Source organism: Bradyrhizobium sp. 25ACV (assembly GCF_054863005.1).
Genome location: NZ_JAVAYO010000006.1, coordinates 13,877 through 26,873 on the forward strand (window position 1 = coordinate 13,877; position 12,997 = coordinate 26,873).

General features: G+C 65.2%; 13 protein-coding genes. 1 reads left to right on the forward strand and 12 read right to left on the reverse strand.

What is annotated here, in order from left to right; genetic code table 11:
- Positions 1–40: 40 nt before the first annotated feature.
- Positions 41–454 carry a response regulator transcription factor gene (locus RAD04_RS15200; protein ID WP_461624417.1) on the forward strand — a complete coding sequence of 138 codons (414 nt, stop codon included), beginning with the start codon at positions 41–43 and terminating at the stop codon, positions 452–454.
- A gap of 20 nt (positions 455–474) precedes the next feature.
- On the opposite strand, the gene RAD04_RS15205 is transcribed toward RAD04_RS15200, so the two are convergent.
- The 12 genes from RAD04_RS15205 to RAD04_RS15260 all read right to left on the reverse strand — a co-directional run bounded on the left by RAD04_RS15205 (position 475) and on the right by RAD04_RS15260 (position 12,950).
- Positions 475–1,446 (reverse strand): tripartite tricarboxylate transporter substrate binding protein BugD, encoded by a 972-nt coding sequence (locus tag RAD04_RS15205; protein WP_091965725.1) that lies wholly within the window; start codon positions 1,444–1,446, stop codon positions 475–477.
- 87 nt (positions 1,447–1,533) lie between these two features.
- Complete coding sequence (locus tag RAD04_RS15210) at positions 1,534–2,775, reverse strand: threonine synthase (RefSeq protein WP_104461578.1); 1,242 nt, start codon at positions 2,773–2,775, stop codon at positions 1,534–1,536.
- Positions 2,776–2,977: 202 nt separating this feature from the next.
- Complete coding sequence (lpdA, locus tag RAD04_RS15215) at positions 2,978–4,399, reverse strand: dihydrolipoyl dehydrogenase (protein ID WP_461624418.1); 1,422 nt, start codon at positions 4,397–4,399, stop codon at positions 2,978–2,980.
- 17 nt (positions 4,400–4,416) lie between these two features.
- The gene (locus RAD04_RS15220) at positions 4,417–4,650 is read right to left on the reverse strand and encodes a hypothetical protein (protein WP_461624419.1); all 234 of its coding nucleotides are present in this window, start codon (positions 4,648–4,650) and stop codon (positions 4,417–4,419) included.
- Positions 4,651–4,672: 22 nt separating this feature from the next.
- The gene (locus RAD04_RS15225) at positions 4,673–6,022 is read right to left on the reverse strand and encodes a pyruvate dehydrogenase complex dihydrolipoamide acetyltransferase (protein ID WP_461624420.1); all 1,350 of its coding nucleotides are present in this window, start codon (positions 6,020–6,022) and stop codon (positions 4,673–4,675) included.
- A 62-nt stretch (positions 6,023–6,084) separates the two neighbouring features.
- Positions 6,085–6,537: a nucleoside deaminase gene (locus tag RAD04_RS15230; RefSeq protein ID WP_461624421.1), complete on the reverse strand. Its 453-nt coding sequence runs from the start codon at positions 6,535–6,537 to the stop codon at positions 6,085–6,087.
- A gap of 2 nt (positions 6,538–6,539) precedes the next feature.
- A complete protein-coding gene (locus RAD04_RS15235; RefSeq protein WP_018320291.1) occupies positions 6,540–6,842 on the reverse strand; it encodes a DUF5076 domain-containing protein in 303 nt (100 codons plus the stop codon).
- Positions 6,843–6,845: 3 nt separating this feature from the next.
- The gene (locus RAD04_RS15240; RefSeq protein ID WP_461624422.1) at positions 6,846–8,228 is read right to left on the reverse strand and encodes a pyruvate dehydrogenase complex E1 component subunit beta; all 1,383 of its coding nucleotides are present in this window, start codon (positions 8,226–8,228) and stop codon (positions 6,846–6,848) included.
- A 29-nt stretch (positions 8,229–8,257) separates the two neighbouring features.
- Positions 8,258–9,280, reverse strand: coding sequence for a pyruvate dehydrogenase (acetyl-transferring) E1 component subunit alpha (pdhA, locus tag RAD04_RS15245; protein ID WP_461624423.1), 1,023 nt, complete (start codon positions 9,278–9,280; stop codon positions 8,258–8,260).
- 267 nt (positions 9,281–9,547) lie between these two features.
- Complete coding sequence (adh, locus tag RAD04_RS15250; protein ID WP_461624424.1) at positions 9,548–11,065, reverse strand: aldehyde dehydrogenase; 1,518 nt, start codon at positions 11,063–11,065, stop codon at positions 9,548–9,550.
- A gap of 391 nt (positions 11,066–11,456) precedes the next feature.
- Complete coding sequence (locus RAD04_RS15255; RefSeq protein WP_461624425.1) at positions 11,457–12,416, reverse strand: helix-turn-helix domain-containing protein; 960 nt, start codon at positions 12,414–12,416, stop codon at positions 11,457–11,459.
- A 216-nt stretch (positions 12,417–12,632) separates the two neighbouring features.
- The gene (locus RAD04_RS15260) at positions 12,633–12,950 is read right to left on the reverse strand and encodes an FtsB family cell division protein (RefSeq protein ID WP_018320286.1); all 318 of its coding nucleotides are present in this window, start codon (positions 12,948–12,950) and stop codon (positions 12,633–12,635) included.
- Positions 12,951–12,997 lie beyond the last annotated feature (47 nt).

Below are 12,997 nucleotides of genomic sequence, written 5' to 3' on the forward strand. Positions count from 1 at the left end.
TGAATCGTGGCCGGCGGCTCCCCGTGCAGGAGCGATTATATTGTCAGCGTCTTCGATCGTTTCCGTCATTGATGATGATGCCTCCGTTCGCCTTGCGACGAACAACCTCCTGACGTCGCGCGGGTACACGGTCTACACCTTTGGCTCGGCTCAAGAATTTCTCCAATCCGCCGAGCTGGAGACGACATGCTGCGTGATCACGGACGTGCAGATGGCGGTCATGAGCGGCGTCGAACTGTTGACGCATATGCGCGGCCTCGGGCACGTCACGCCCTTCATCTTCATGACGGCTTTTCCGGACGAGGCCGTACGCGAGCGGGCACTGAGGGCCGGCGCGATCTGCTTTCTCGCCAAGCCGTTTTCCACGCCGGCCCTGCTCCAGTGCCTGGAGACCGCACTGTCGAGGCCCGGTGACGCCGCGACGTGTTGCGGGGGCGCCGCGCCGTCCCCATGACGCGCCCGCGGCCCTGCGGCTCAATCCACCTTGATGTTGGCCGCCTTGATCATCGGCCACCATTTGGCGATCTCGGCCTTCTGTCGGGTGCCGAGCGCTTCGGGAGTGAGTTGGTCCTTCGGCGTCATCTCCAGCCCCTGGCTTTCGAGCTGCTTCTTCACGGCGGGATCGTTCAGCGCCTCCACGGCTGCGGCGTTGAGCTTTGCCACGATCTCCTTCGGCGTGCCCTTCGGCACCCACATGCCCGACCACAGCGTCATGTTGAAACCCTTCAGGCCCGCCTCCTCCGCGGTCGGAATCTCGGGCGCCGAGGACAGGCGCTTGCTGTCGGTGATGGCGTAGGCGCGGATGGTGCCGGCGCGGACTTGCGCGATGGAGTTGGAGGTCTGGTCGATGATGACGTCGATCTGGCCGGCGATGAGATCGTTCAGCGCGGGCGCGGTGCCGCGATACGGCACGTATTGCAGCTTGATGCCGGAGACGCTCTCGAAATAGACGCCGGCGATGTGGCTGCCGGAGCCGGCGCCGGCGGTGCCCGCTGTCGGCGGCGACGGCCGGGACTTCAGCCATTCGATCAGCTCTTTCAGCGAGGTCGCGGGCACCGCGTTCTTGCTGACGACGATCATCGGATTGCTCGGCAGCAGCACCACCGGCTCGAGGTCGGCAACGAGGTCGTATTTGAGCTTGTAGACGGCGCCATTGGCGACGTGGGTGCCGAGATGGCCGAAGGAGATGGTGTAGCCGTCCGGCGGCGATTGCACGGCACGGCCGACGCCGATCGACCCGCCCGCGCCGGTGACGTTCTCGACCACGAGGGGCTGGCCGAGCGCAGTGCGCATCCGCTCGGCAAGCACACGCGCCATCGCATCCGACGGGCCGCCGGCCGAGAAGGGCACGATGATGGTGATGGGACGGGAGGGATAGTCATCGGCGCGCGCGGCGCCGGTCACAGCGAGAATAGCAAACAGCGCAGCCCAGACGGCCTTCGTCATTGTCTTCTCCCCAGCGATGTCGTTCTTGTTTTTGTCTCTTCCCGCGTACGGGAAGAGGGATCGTTCGTGAAGAGACGAAATGACGCGCTAGAACTGCGTGTAGTCGATCGGCTTGTGACGGTCGAGCGTGCGGGTGACCGGCGGCAGCGGATATTTCAGGCCGGTCGCGCAGTTGAACAGCATGACGCGGTCACCCTTCGAGACGCGGCCGTCGGCGAGGCTGTCCTTGTAGGCGGCGTAGGTGGCGGCGCCCTCGGGGCACAGCAGCAGCCCCTCCTCGCGCGCAACCTCGTTCAGCGCCGACGAGATCTTGTCGTCGTCGACCGCGATCGCAAAGCCCTTGCTCTCGCGCACCGCGCGCAAGATCAGGAAGTCGCCGATCGCCTGCGGCACGCGGATACCCGAGGCGATGGTGTGGGCGTCCTCCCAGCGCGTCGCATGCTCGGTGCCGGCGTCATAGGCCCGCACCATCGGCGCGCAGCCGGAGGCCTGCACCGCGACCATGCGCGGGCGCTTCGAGCCGATGAAGCCGATCTTCTCCAGCTCGTCGAACGCCTTCCACATGCCGATCAGACCGGTGCCGCCGCCGGTCGGATAGAAGATCACATCGGGCACGTCCCAGCCGAGCTGCTCGGCGAGCTCGAGGCCCATCGTCTTCTTGCCTTCGATGCGGTACGGCTCCTTCAAGGTCGAGGTGTCGAACCAGCCGACCTTGGCCTTGCCCTCGCCGACGATCTTGCCGCAATCGTCGATATAGCCGTTGACCCGGTAGACGGTCGCGCCCTGCAGCTCGATCTCGCTGACATTCACCTCGGGCGTGTCGGCCGGGCAGAAAATGGTGGTCTTGATGCCGCAGGAGGTGGCGTAGGCCGCGAGCGCCGCGCCGGCATTGCCATTGGTCGGCATCGCCATGTGCTTGATGCCGAGCGCTTTGCCCATCGACACCGCCATCACGAGGCCGCGCGCCTTGAACGAGCCGGTCGGCAAACGGCCCTCGTCCTTGACGATGATCTCGCCGCCGCCGAGCTTCTTGCCGAGCTTCGGCAGCCGGATCAGCGGCGTCGTGACCTCGCCAAGCGAGACGATGTCCTTACATTTGCGCACCGGCAGCAGCTCGCGGTAGCGCCACATGTCGCCGGGGCGTTGCGCGAGCGCGTCCTTGGTCAGCGCCTTCTTCACCCCGGCAAGGTCGTAGCGCACCAGCAGCGGCTTGCCGGCCTTGGAGAGATTGTGGACCTGGTCGGCCGCGTAGTGATCGCCCTCCATCGCGCATTCGAGATGGGTGACGAAGGTCGGGCGTTCGATGGTGAGGTTGTCGTTGTCGTGCATGGGTTCATTCCCTCTTCTTGTTTTCGTATTTCTCTATCAAACCCGTCACCCTGAGGCGCCGGAGCGAAGCGGAGGCCACGAAGGGCGACGAGCACGGCTGCTGCAGCTCGGCCGTTCATCTTCGAGGCTCGGCCAGCCGTGCTATGCACCGCTGGCCTCGCACCTCAGGATGACGGGTCCCACAGCCCCGCCGCCTCATCCATCAAATATTCAACACCCGCCCATACGCATCGAGCACGGCTTCCTTCATCATCTCCGACAGGGTCGGATGCGGGAACACTGTGTGCATCAACTCTTCTTCGGTCGTCTCCAGGTTCATGGCGACGACGTAGCCCTGGATCAGCTCGGTGACCTCGGCGCCGACCATGTGGGCCCCTAACAGCTGGCCGGTCTTCTTGTCGAAGATCACCTTGACGAGGCCCTGGTCTTCTCCGAGCGCGATCGCCTTGCCGTTGCCGACGAAGGGGAAGCGGCCGACGCGGATCTCGCGGCCGCTCTCTTTCGCCTTGGCTTCGGTGAGGCCGACCGAGGCGACCTGCGGGTTGCAATAGGTGCAGCCCGGGATCAGGTTCTTGTCCATGGGATGCGGATGCAGGCCCTTGATGGCCTCGACGCAGATCACGCCTTCATGCTCGGCCTTGTGGGCGAGCATCGGGGGCCCCGCGACGTCGCCGATGGCGTAGATGCCGGGGACGTTGGTCTTGCCGTAGCCGTCGACGACGATGATGCCGCGTTCGGTCTTCACGCCGGCTTTTTCCAAGCCGAGATTCTCGATATTGCCGACGACGCCGACGGCCGAGATCACGCGCTCGAACTCGGTGGTGACAGGCTTGCCCTTGCCGTCGTCGATGGTGGCGACGACGCTGTCGGCCTTCTTCTCCAGCTTGGTCACCTTGGTCGAGGACATGATCTTGAGGCCCTGCTTCTCCAGGCGCTTGCGCGCGAGGCCCGCGATCTCGGCGTCTTCGACGGGCAGGATCTGCGGCAGCACCTCGACCACCGTCACGTCCGAGCCCATGGTGTGGAAGAACGAGGCGAACTCGATGCCGATCGCGCCGGAGCCGACCACCAGCAGCGACTTCGGCATCCGCTCCGGAACCATGGCCTCGAAATAGGTCCAGACCAGCTTCTTGTCGGGCTCGAGCCCCGGCAGCACGCGCGGCCGCGCGCCGGTCGCGACGATGATGTGCTTGGCCTGATAGCTCCCCTCGCCCAGCGTGCCCTTCGGGCCATCGACGTCGGACTTCTTCACGGTGACCTTGCCGGGTGCGTCGATCGAGGCCGCGCCCCAGATCACGCTCACCTTGTTCTTCTTCATCAGGAAGCCGACGCCGTCGTTCAGCCGCTTGGAGACGCCGCGCGAGCGCTGCACCACGGCCTTCGGGTCGAACGAGACCTTCTCCGCCGACAGGCCGTAGTCCTTGGCGTGCTGCATGTAGTGATAGATCTCGGCGGAGCGCAGCAGCGCCTTGGTCGGGATGCAGCCCCAGTTCAGGCAGATGCCGCCGAGATACGACTTCTCGACGATCGCGACCTTGAAGCCGAGCTGAGCGGCCCGGATCGCGGTGACATAGCCGCCGGGACCGGAGCCGATGATGATGATGTCGAAGGATGTGTCGGCCATGGCGGCTCCCGTTCAACTCAACAGGCGCCGCGGGCGCGGCGCTTGACCAGAAAAGACCTCACCAGCCATTCGAGCATCAGCGCCAGGACCATGACGGCCAGAGCGATGAGCACGATGGGCTGGGCGATGTTCCGTGCCAGTTGCTCGCCGGCAAAGAACGCAGAGTGCAGAAAATCGAGCCCGATCGGGCTGAGCGCGACGACGGCTCCGAGCAGCAGCGATATCCATGGCCAGCGGGTACGGACATGCAAAATTGCGCCCTCTGCCGCCGCGTCAGACCATCATCATGACGGGGTTTTCGATCAGCTGCTTGAAGGCGCCGATCAGCTCGGCCCCGAGCGCACCGTCGATGGCGCGGTGATCGCAGGACAAGGTCACGCTCATCATGTGCGCGATCTCAATCTTGCCGCCGCGCACGACGGGCCGCTCCTCGCTGGTGCCGACCGCCAGGATGGTCGCATGCGGCGGGTTGATCACGGCGGTGAAGTGGCTGATGCCGTACATGCCGAGGTTGGAGACTGCGGTGGTGCCGCCTTGGTATTCCTCCGGCTTCAGCTTGCGCGAGCGGGCGCGCGCGGCGAAATCCTTCATCTCGTTGGAGATGGTCGAGAGCGTCTTGGTCTCGGCCTTGCGGATGATCGGCGTGATCAGGCCGCCGGGCATCGCCACGGCGACGCCGACGTCGGAATGGTGGTGCTTGACCATGCCGCTTTCGGTCCAGCTGACATTGCAGTTCGGGATTTTCTGCAGCGCTACCGCCATCGCCTTGATGACGAAATCGTTGACCGAGATCTTGTAGAGCGGCTTCTTCTCCTTGTCCTTCGGCGCGGCAGCGTTGATCTCCTCGCGGGCAGCGAGCAGCTTGCCGATGTCGCAGTCGATGGTCAGGTAGAAGTGCGGGACGTTCTGGATCGACGCGGTCAGGCGCTGCGCAATGGTACGGCGCATGCCGTCATGCGGGACGATGTCGTAGGAGCCGGGCTCGAACAGCGAGAGGATCTGCTTGTCCGACATGGTCGGTGCGATCGAGGGCGCACCTGATGGTGCCGCGGCAGGCGCCTTGAGGCCCTTGCCCGACTTGGCCTGCTCGACGTCGCGCGCGACCACACGGCCGTGCGGGCCGGTGCCTGTTACCATCGACACGTCGATGCCGGCGTCCTTGGCGAGACGCCGCGCCAGCGGCGAGGAGAACACGCGACCGCCTTGGCCGTTGCTCTGCGCGGCAGGAGTTGCGGCCTGCGGCGCAGGTGCAGCAGCCGGCGACGGTGCAGCCTTGGGAGCGGCAGGCGTGGGAGCCGGCGCCGCAGCAGGAGCCTCGGCAGCCTTCGGAGGTGTGGCTGAAGCACTGGGCTTGGCGGCACCCGCCGCCTTCACGTCCTCGCCTTCGCCGGCGAGCACCGCGATCACGTCGTTGACCGGGACGTCCTGCGTGCCCTCGGGCACCAGGATCTTGGCGATCGTGCCCTCGTCGATGGCCTCGACCTCCATGGTCGCCTTGTCGGTCTCGATCTCGGCGATGACGTCGCCGGATTTGACCTTGTCGCCTTCCTTCTTCAGCCACTTGGCGAGGTTGCCCTTCTCCATCGTCGGCGAGAGAGCGGGCATCAGGATGTTGATGGGCATGCTGACCTCAAGAAGAACTTTGCAAAACGTCGTCTCCAAAAGCGAAGACGAACAGACCAGGTTTAGTTGCCGATGTCGCCCTGCCACAGGCGCTCATTGGCAGGGATGGAACGCCAATTCTTCATCATGCTGATGGAGCGCTCGTCGGCAAGGTCGATCCAGGGGATGCCGAACTTGTCGAGGATGTCCTTGGATCCCTCGAAGGTGACGGACTCTCCGATCACCACCAATGAGACCTTGAACAGACCCAGCGCGCCGGCGCACATCGAACATGGCGACAGCGTGGTGTACATGACGGTGTCGTGGAACGAGATCGCGCCGGCTTCGCGCAGGCAGCTCATCTCGCCGTGCAGGATCGGATTGTTCTCCTGCACGCGGTTGTTGTGGCCGCGGGCGATGATTTTGTTGTTGCGCGTCAGCACGGCGCCGATCGGCAGGCCGCCCTGCGCGATCGAAGCCTCCGCCTCGCGGATCGCCTCCAGCATGAAATCGAAATGATGAGCTTCGATCGCCACGGTCAATGTCCCTTGCCGCGCGGCGTCGTGGTGCCGGTGTCGGTGGGACGCTCGATCTCGGCCTGGAACATCTCCAGGATCCGGTTCAGCGCGTCCTCTTCGGTATATTCGCTCTCGCGCGCATAAGCGCGCGCGGCGTGGCGGGCGAGATCGACGAGCAGCAAGCCCCACATGTCGGGCTCCTCGAAGGCGCGCTGGAACGCCATCGACAGCCCGCCGTCCAGCACGAACACGCGCAGGATCTCGACCGCGTCGTCGCGGGTCATGACGTCGGGCGGAAGTGGCTGCTCCTTCGGGCCCGCCATGATCTACCTGTAGCAGACGGCTTTGGCGGCCTCGACGACTTCTGCCGCCGACGGCAGCGCGAGCTTCTCCAGGTTCGCAGCATAGGGCATCGGCACGTCCTTGCCGGAGACGCGCACAACCGGCGCGTCCAGATAGTCGAAGGCGTTCTCCATGATGCGCGCGGCGATCTCGGCGCCGACGCCGCTCTGGGCCCAGCCCTCTTCCACCGTGACGGCACGGCCAGTCTTCTTCACCGAGTTGATGATAGTCTCGGTGTCCATGGGACGCAGCGTGCGCAGGTCGATCACCTCGGCCTCGATGCCCTCCTTGGCAAGCTCGTCGGCGGCCTTCAGCGCATAGGTCATGCCGTTCGACCAGGAGATGATCGAGACATGGCTGCCGGTGCGCACGATGCGGGCCTTGCCGATCGGGATCACGAAATCGTCGAGCTTCGGCACCTCGCCGGTGTGGCCGTAGAGCACCTCGTTCTCGAGGAAGATCACCGGATTGGGATCGCGAATCGCGGCCTTCAGAAGCCCCTTGTAATCGGCGGCCGAGAACGGCGCGACGACCTTCAGGCCAGGGACGTTCGAGTACCAGGCCGAATAATCCTGGCTGTGCTGGGCGGCGACGCGCGCAGCCGCGCCGTTCGGTCCTCGGAACACGATCGAGCAGCCCATCTGCCCGCCGGACATATAGAGCGTCTTGGCCGCGGAGTTGATGATCTGGTCGATCGCCTGCATCGCGAAGTTGAAGGTCATGAACTCGACGATCGGCTTGAGGCCCGTCATCGCGGCACCGACGCCGACACCGGCAAAGCCGTGCTCGGTGATCGGGGTGTCGATGACGCGCTTGGCGCCGAACTCCTGGAGCAGGCCCTGCGTCACCTTGTAGGCGCCCTGATATTCGGCGACCTCTTCGCCCATCACGAAGACGTCGGCGTCGCGGCGCATCTCTTCGGCCATGGCATCGCGCAAGGCTTCGCGGATGGTCTGCGTGATCATCTCGGTGCCGGCGGGCACTTCGGGATCCGGCTCGGCAACGACTTGCGGCGCCGGCGCAGCCTTGGGTGCAGGCGCCTCGGCCTTTGCCGCGGCGGGCGGCGCGGACTCGGCAGCCTTCGCGGCCGGTGCAGGCGCTTTGGCAAGATCGGCGGCGCTTTCGCCGTCGGCGAGAATGGTCGCGATCGGCGTGTTCACCGCGACGTCGGCGGTGCCCTCGGGGATCAGGATCTTGCCGAGCGTCCCCTCGTCGGTCGCTTCGACCTCCATGGTCGCCTTATCGGTCTCGATCTCGGCGATGACATCGCCGGACTTGATCGTCTCGCCCTCTTTCTTCAGCCATTTGGCGAGGTTGCCCTTCTCCATCGTGGGCGACAACGCGGGCATCAGCACTTGAATTGGCATAGCGACTCCAAAAGAAAGCTTGCGCGCGTTCAGCGGTAAACGTCGGTCCAGAGCTCGGCGGCATCCGGCTCGGGATCATGTTGGGCGAAATCGGCGGACGCGTTGACGATGTCGCGCACCTCGGCGTCGATCGCCTTGAGATCGGCCTCGCTGACCTTGGCGGCCAGGAGGCGGTTGCGCACCTGCTCGATCGGGTCCTGGTCGTGGCGGACCTTCTCGACCTCCTCACGCGTGCGATATTTTGCAGGGTCGGACATCGAGTGGCCGCGATAGCGGTAGGTCTGCATCTCCAGGATGAAGGGACCCTTGCCGGCGCGGCACCAGGCGGCGGCTTCGTCGCCGGCGGCCTTGACGGCGCGGACGTCCATGCCGTCGACCTGCTTGCCGGGAATGTTGAAGGACGCGCCGCGCTTGGAGAAATCCTGCTGCGCCGAGGCGCGCGAGACCGAGGTGCCCATGGCGTAGCGGTTGTTCTCGATGACGAAGATCACCGGCAGCTTCCAGAGCTCCGCCATGTTGAAGCTCTCATAGACCTGGCCCTGGTTGGCCGCACCGTCGCCGAAATAGGTGACGCTGACATTGTCGTTGCCGCGATAGTGGTTGGCGAAAGCCAGACCCGTGCCGAGCGAGACCTGGGCGCCGACGATGCCGTGGCCGCCGTAAAAGTGCTTCTCCTTGCTGAACATGTGCATGGAGCCGCCCTTGCCCTTGGAATAGCCGCCGCGGCGGCCCGTGAGCTCGGCCATGACGCCATTGGCATCCATTCCGGTGGCAAGCATATGGCCGTGATCGCGATAGCCGGTGATGACCTGATCGCCCTGCTTCAGGGCCATCTGCATGCCGACCACTACGGCCTCCTGGCCGATATAGAGGTGGCAGAAGCCGCCGATCGCGCCCATGCCGTAGAGCTGGCCGGCCTTTTCTTCGAACCGCCGGATCAGGAGCATGTCGCGGAGCGCCTTGAGCTCCTGCTCCTTCGTGAATTCCGGGGGCGAACCGCCGTCGGACTTGTCCTGTGGAGTGCTTGCGGCGGCTTTCTTGGGTGCGGCCATGGGAATTCCGGGTCAGAGAAAACTTTCGTCCTCTCTAACCCAACTCAAACGCCCTTGGAAAGCACCGCAGCGGCATGGCACGACTTTCATTATGCCGCAGTGCAACGTGGCCGAAATATTGGAAAATCTTTGGCGCTGATCGGGCAACAAATCTACGCGCGTCACGGCTCACGCAGATTCGTGGCCGGATCAAGAACTATGGACCATGCCGATCCGGGCCTTCGGATCGGACGGCGCCAAGATGGCGCCGCCCTCTCCGCACCTCCGTCAGAAGAAGCCGAGCTTCTTCGGGCTGTAGCTGACCAGGAGATTCTTGGTCTGCTGATAATGATCGAGCATCATCTTGTGGGTCTCGCGACCGACGCCCGACTGCTTGTAGCCGCCGAACGCCGCATGGGCGGGATAGGCGTGGTAGCAGTTGGTCCAGACCCGGCCGGCCTGGATGGCCCGGCCGAAGCGGTAGCAGCGGTTGGCATCACGGCTCCAGACGCCGGCCCCGAGGCCGTAGAGCGTGTCGTTGGCGATCTCGAGCGCCTCGTCGTCGGTCTTGAAGGTCGTGACCGAGACCACGGGGCCAAAGATCTCCTCCTGGAAGATTCGCATCTTGTTGTGGCCCTCGAACACGGTCGGCTTGACGTAGAAGCCGCCGGCGAGATCGCCGCCGAGCTCGGCACGTCCGCCGCCGGCGAGCACCTTGGCGCCCTCCTGCTTGCCGATGTCGATGTAGGACAGGATCTTCGCCAGCTGCTCGCTGGATGCCTGGGCACCGATCATGGTGGCGGCATCGCGCGGGTCGCCCTGCTTGATCGCCGCGACGCGCTTCAACGCCCGCTCCATGAAGCGGTCATAGATGTCGGCGTGGACCAGCGCGCGGCTCGGACAGGTGCAGACCTCGCCCTGGTTCAGCGCGAACATGACGAAGCCTTCGATCGCCTTGTCGAAGTAATCGTCGTCCTCGGCGGTGACGTCGTTGAAGAAGATGTTCGGCGACTTGCCACCGAGCTCCAGCGTGACGGGAATGAGATTCTGGCTGGCATATTGCATGATCAGCCGGCCCGTCGAGGTCTCGCCGGTGAACGCGATCTTGGCGATGCGCGGGCTGGATGCGAGCGGCTTGCCGGCTTCCAGACCAAAGCCGTTGACGATGTTGAGGACGCCGGGCGGCAGCAGGTCGCCGATGATCTCGGCCCAGACCATGATCGAGGCCGGGGTCTGCTCGGCGGGCTTGAGCACGACGCAATTGCCGGCGGCGAGCGCGGGGGCGAGCTTCCAGCAGGCCATCAGCAGCGGGAAGTTCCAGGGGATGATCTGGCCAACCACGCCGAGCGGCTCGTGGAAATGATAGGCGATGGTGTCGTGATCGATCTCGCCGATCGAGCCTTCCTGGGCGCGCACGACGCCGGCGAAGTAACGGAAGTGATCAATCGCGAGCGGGATGTCGGCGGCGCGGGTCTCGCGGATCGGCTTGCCGTTGTCCCAGGTCTCGGCAATGGCGAGGCGCTCGAGATTTTCTTCCATGCGGTCGGCGATCCGGTTCAGGACCGCGGCGCGCTCGGCGACGCTGGTACGGCCCCAGGCACCCTTGGCAGCATGCGCCGCGTCGAGGGCCGCCTCGACGTCCTGCGCGTCCGAGCGAGCGATCTTGCAGACGATCTGGCCGTTCACCGGCGAGGCATTGTCGAAATATTTGCCGGAGATCGGCGCCACGAACTTGCCGCCGATGAAGTTGTCATAGCGTTCGGCAAAGGGAACTTTGGTGACGCTGAGGAATTCCACCTTGTTCATTGATCACTCCCGATGTTTGCTGTTTGCGCAATTCGTCGCGTGACCCGCGACTTGCGCAGACGATGTCGCGGGAGGTGTTTTCTGTCAGCCCCGACGGGAGCGATGGCGGCGCCGACCTGTCGCAGTTCTGCGACAGACGTGGAGCGAGGCATCACCACCGTGTCCCGGACGCGCTGCAACGCCATAGCGCGTCGAAGACGCGCGTAAACGCGCTGATGGCGTTGCTGCGCAGAGCCGGGACCCAGGCGGCACGGGAGAATGCTGAGACATGGGCCCCGGCTCAGCAGCGCACCACGTCGCGAGGGCGACGCGCTGCGCTGCGTCCGGGGCACGAGACCGAAGTTCGAGCGAACCTTGTCGATGCAATGACAGCTGAGGGTAGCAGCGCGGCTCAGTGGTTCAGTTCGAACCGCTTGAGCTTTCTGTGCAGCGTGGCGCGGCTGACGCCGAGGGCCTTGGCGGCCGCCGAGACATTGCCGCCGGCGCGGAGCAGCGCCCGCTGCACCACCGCGCGCTGCCCGCCGGCCAGATGATCGCGCGCGGGTTCGCCGCCGAGCAGATCGGCTGCGGGCACCGGCTGCAATGCCCGGCCCGGGGCAATTCCCAGCGCCAGCCGGGCGGAGCGGGTCGCGCCGATCACGAGATCGTCCGCATCGACCGCAATGAGGCCGCCGCATTGACCGTCCGCAGCTTGCGTCAAAACGATGCGGGCATGGCTGAACGCCCTGCGGAACAGATCGGCTTCGATACGCTTGGCCGCCTCGCCCGTCGCAAGCGCGATCAGGCTGGAAAACGCGTCGGTGCGGTCGGCGCGGCAGGAGGAGACGTCGAGCACGCCCGCGAGCGCTGCCTCATGGTCGTAGATCGGAACGGCGGTGCAGCTCAAAAGCGTATTGCGGGTGAAGAAATGCTGGTCGCGGTCGATCGTCAGCGGACGCTGCTCGACGAGGCAGGTGCCGATGCCGTTGGTGCCCTCGTGCTCTTCGCCCCAGAGCGCACCGGTCCACAGACCCCAGGATTGAAACGTCGCGTCGTCCGCCGCCGTGCCGCGACGATCGACCGGCACGCCCTCGCCGTCGGCGAGCAGCACGCAGCACCCGCTCGCGCCGACGGCCTGATAGAGCCGGTCCATCGCGCCTTGCGCCGCCGCCAGCAGCGGCGCGATGCGCTCGCGCGCCTGATGCAATTCGGATTCGGTCAGCCGCGACGGCGAGGTGCGGCCGCCGGGATCGAGATGATGCAATCTGGACGAACGGCGCCACGAGGCCACAAGCGCGGAACGTGCCGCCTGGCCTGACGCGATGGCGGCCTCGACACGGGCCGCGTGATGCCGGGGCATTGACCCATTCATCACTGTTTCCTCCCGATGACAGACTAGAACGTGCCGTCCTCGCCCGATTGATCTGCGTCAACTTCGGAAGAGCGCCACAGAAGCCATGAGCCCGCCGTGGCGCTGCCGTCAAGGCGGCCGTCCGGTTCCGGACTTACGACCTTCGCAGGAGGAAAGGCGCTGTGGTCGGATTTCGGCGGCGGCTTTCGCTGTCGGTTTCGAAAGCTGCGGAAAGCGCTAGTGCGCCGGGATCATCCGAACGAGATCGCGCGGATTGACGTAGTCGAGCTGGAAGCGCGCCCGCTCGTCCAGCATGTCGGGGTCGATCCGCTCGGACCGCAGCAGCGACACCCGCTGCTCGCTCCTGGCGCGCTCACGCTTGAGCTGGGCCAGTTCGCTGGTCAGCGCGATGATCTCCTGGTCGAGCTCCTGGCGGGCGTTGAGGCCGTACTTGCCGGTATAGGCGTTGACGCCGAAATAGCCGACGATGGCGGCCGCCATCGCGTAGAGGGCAAGACCGGTCAGGATCGATTTCAGGCGCGCGCGGGAGACCATCTTGGGAAGATGAGACAGGTTGGTTAAGGGAGTGCTAATTCGGAGCC

Excerpts from the sequence above, each read along its gene's own strand:
- RAD04_RS15205 (WP_091965725.1), bottom strand. The coding sequence starts at position 1,446 with ATGACGAAGGCCGTCTGGGCTGCGCTGTTTGCTATTCTCGCTGTGACC.
- RAD04_RS15210 (WP_104461578.1), bottom strand. The coding sequence starts at position 2,775 with ATGCACGACAACGACAACCTCACCATCGAACGCCCGACCTTCGTCACC.
- lpdA (WP_461624418.1), bottom strand. The coding sequence starts at position 4,399 with ATGGCCGACACATCCTTCGACATCATCATCATCGGCTCCGGTCCCGGC.
- RAD04_RS15225 (WP_461624420.1), bottom strand. The coding sequence starts at position 6,022 with ATGCCCATCAACATCCTGATGCCCGCTCTCTCGCCGACGATGGAGAAG.
- RAD04_RS15235 (WP_018320291.1), bottom strand. The coding sequence starts at position 6,842 with ATGGCGGGCCCGAAGGAGCAGCCACTTCCGCCCGACGTCATGACCCGC.
- RAD04_RS15240 (WP_461624422.1), bottom strand. The coding sequence starts at position 8,228 with ATGCCAATTCAAGTGCTGATGCCCGCGTTGTCGCCCACGATGGAGAAG.
- pdhA (WP_461624423.1), bottom strand. The coding sequence starts at position 9,280 with ATGGCCGCACCCAAGAAAGCCGCCGCAAGCACTCCACAGGACAAGTCC.
- adh (WP_461624424.1), bottom strand. The coding sequence starts at position 11,065 with ATGAACAAGGTGGAATTCCTCAGCGTCACCAAAGTTCCCTTTGCCGAA.
- RAD04_RS15255 (WP_461624425.1), bottom strand. The coding sequence starts at position 12,416 with ATGAATGGGTCAATGCCCCGGCATCACGCGGCCCGTGTCGAGGCCGCC.
- RAD04_RS15260 (WP_018320286.1), bottom strand. The coding sequence starts at position 12,950 with ATGGTCTCCCGCGCGCGCCTGAAATCGATCCTGACCGGTCTTGCCCTC.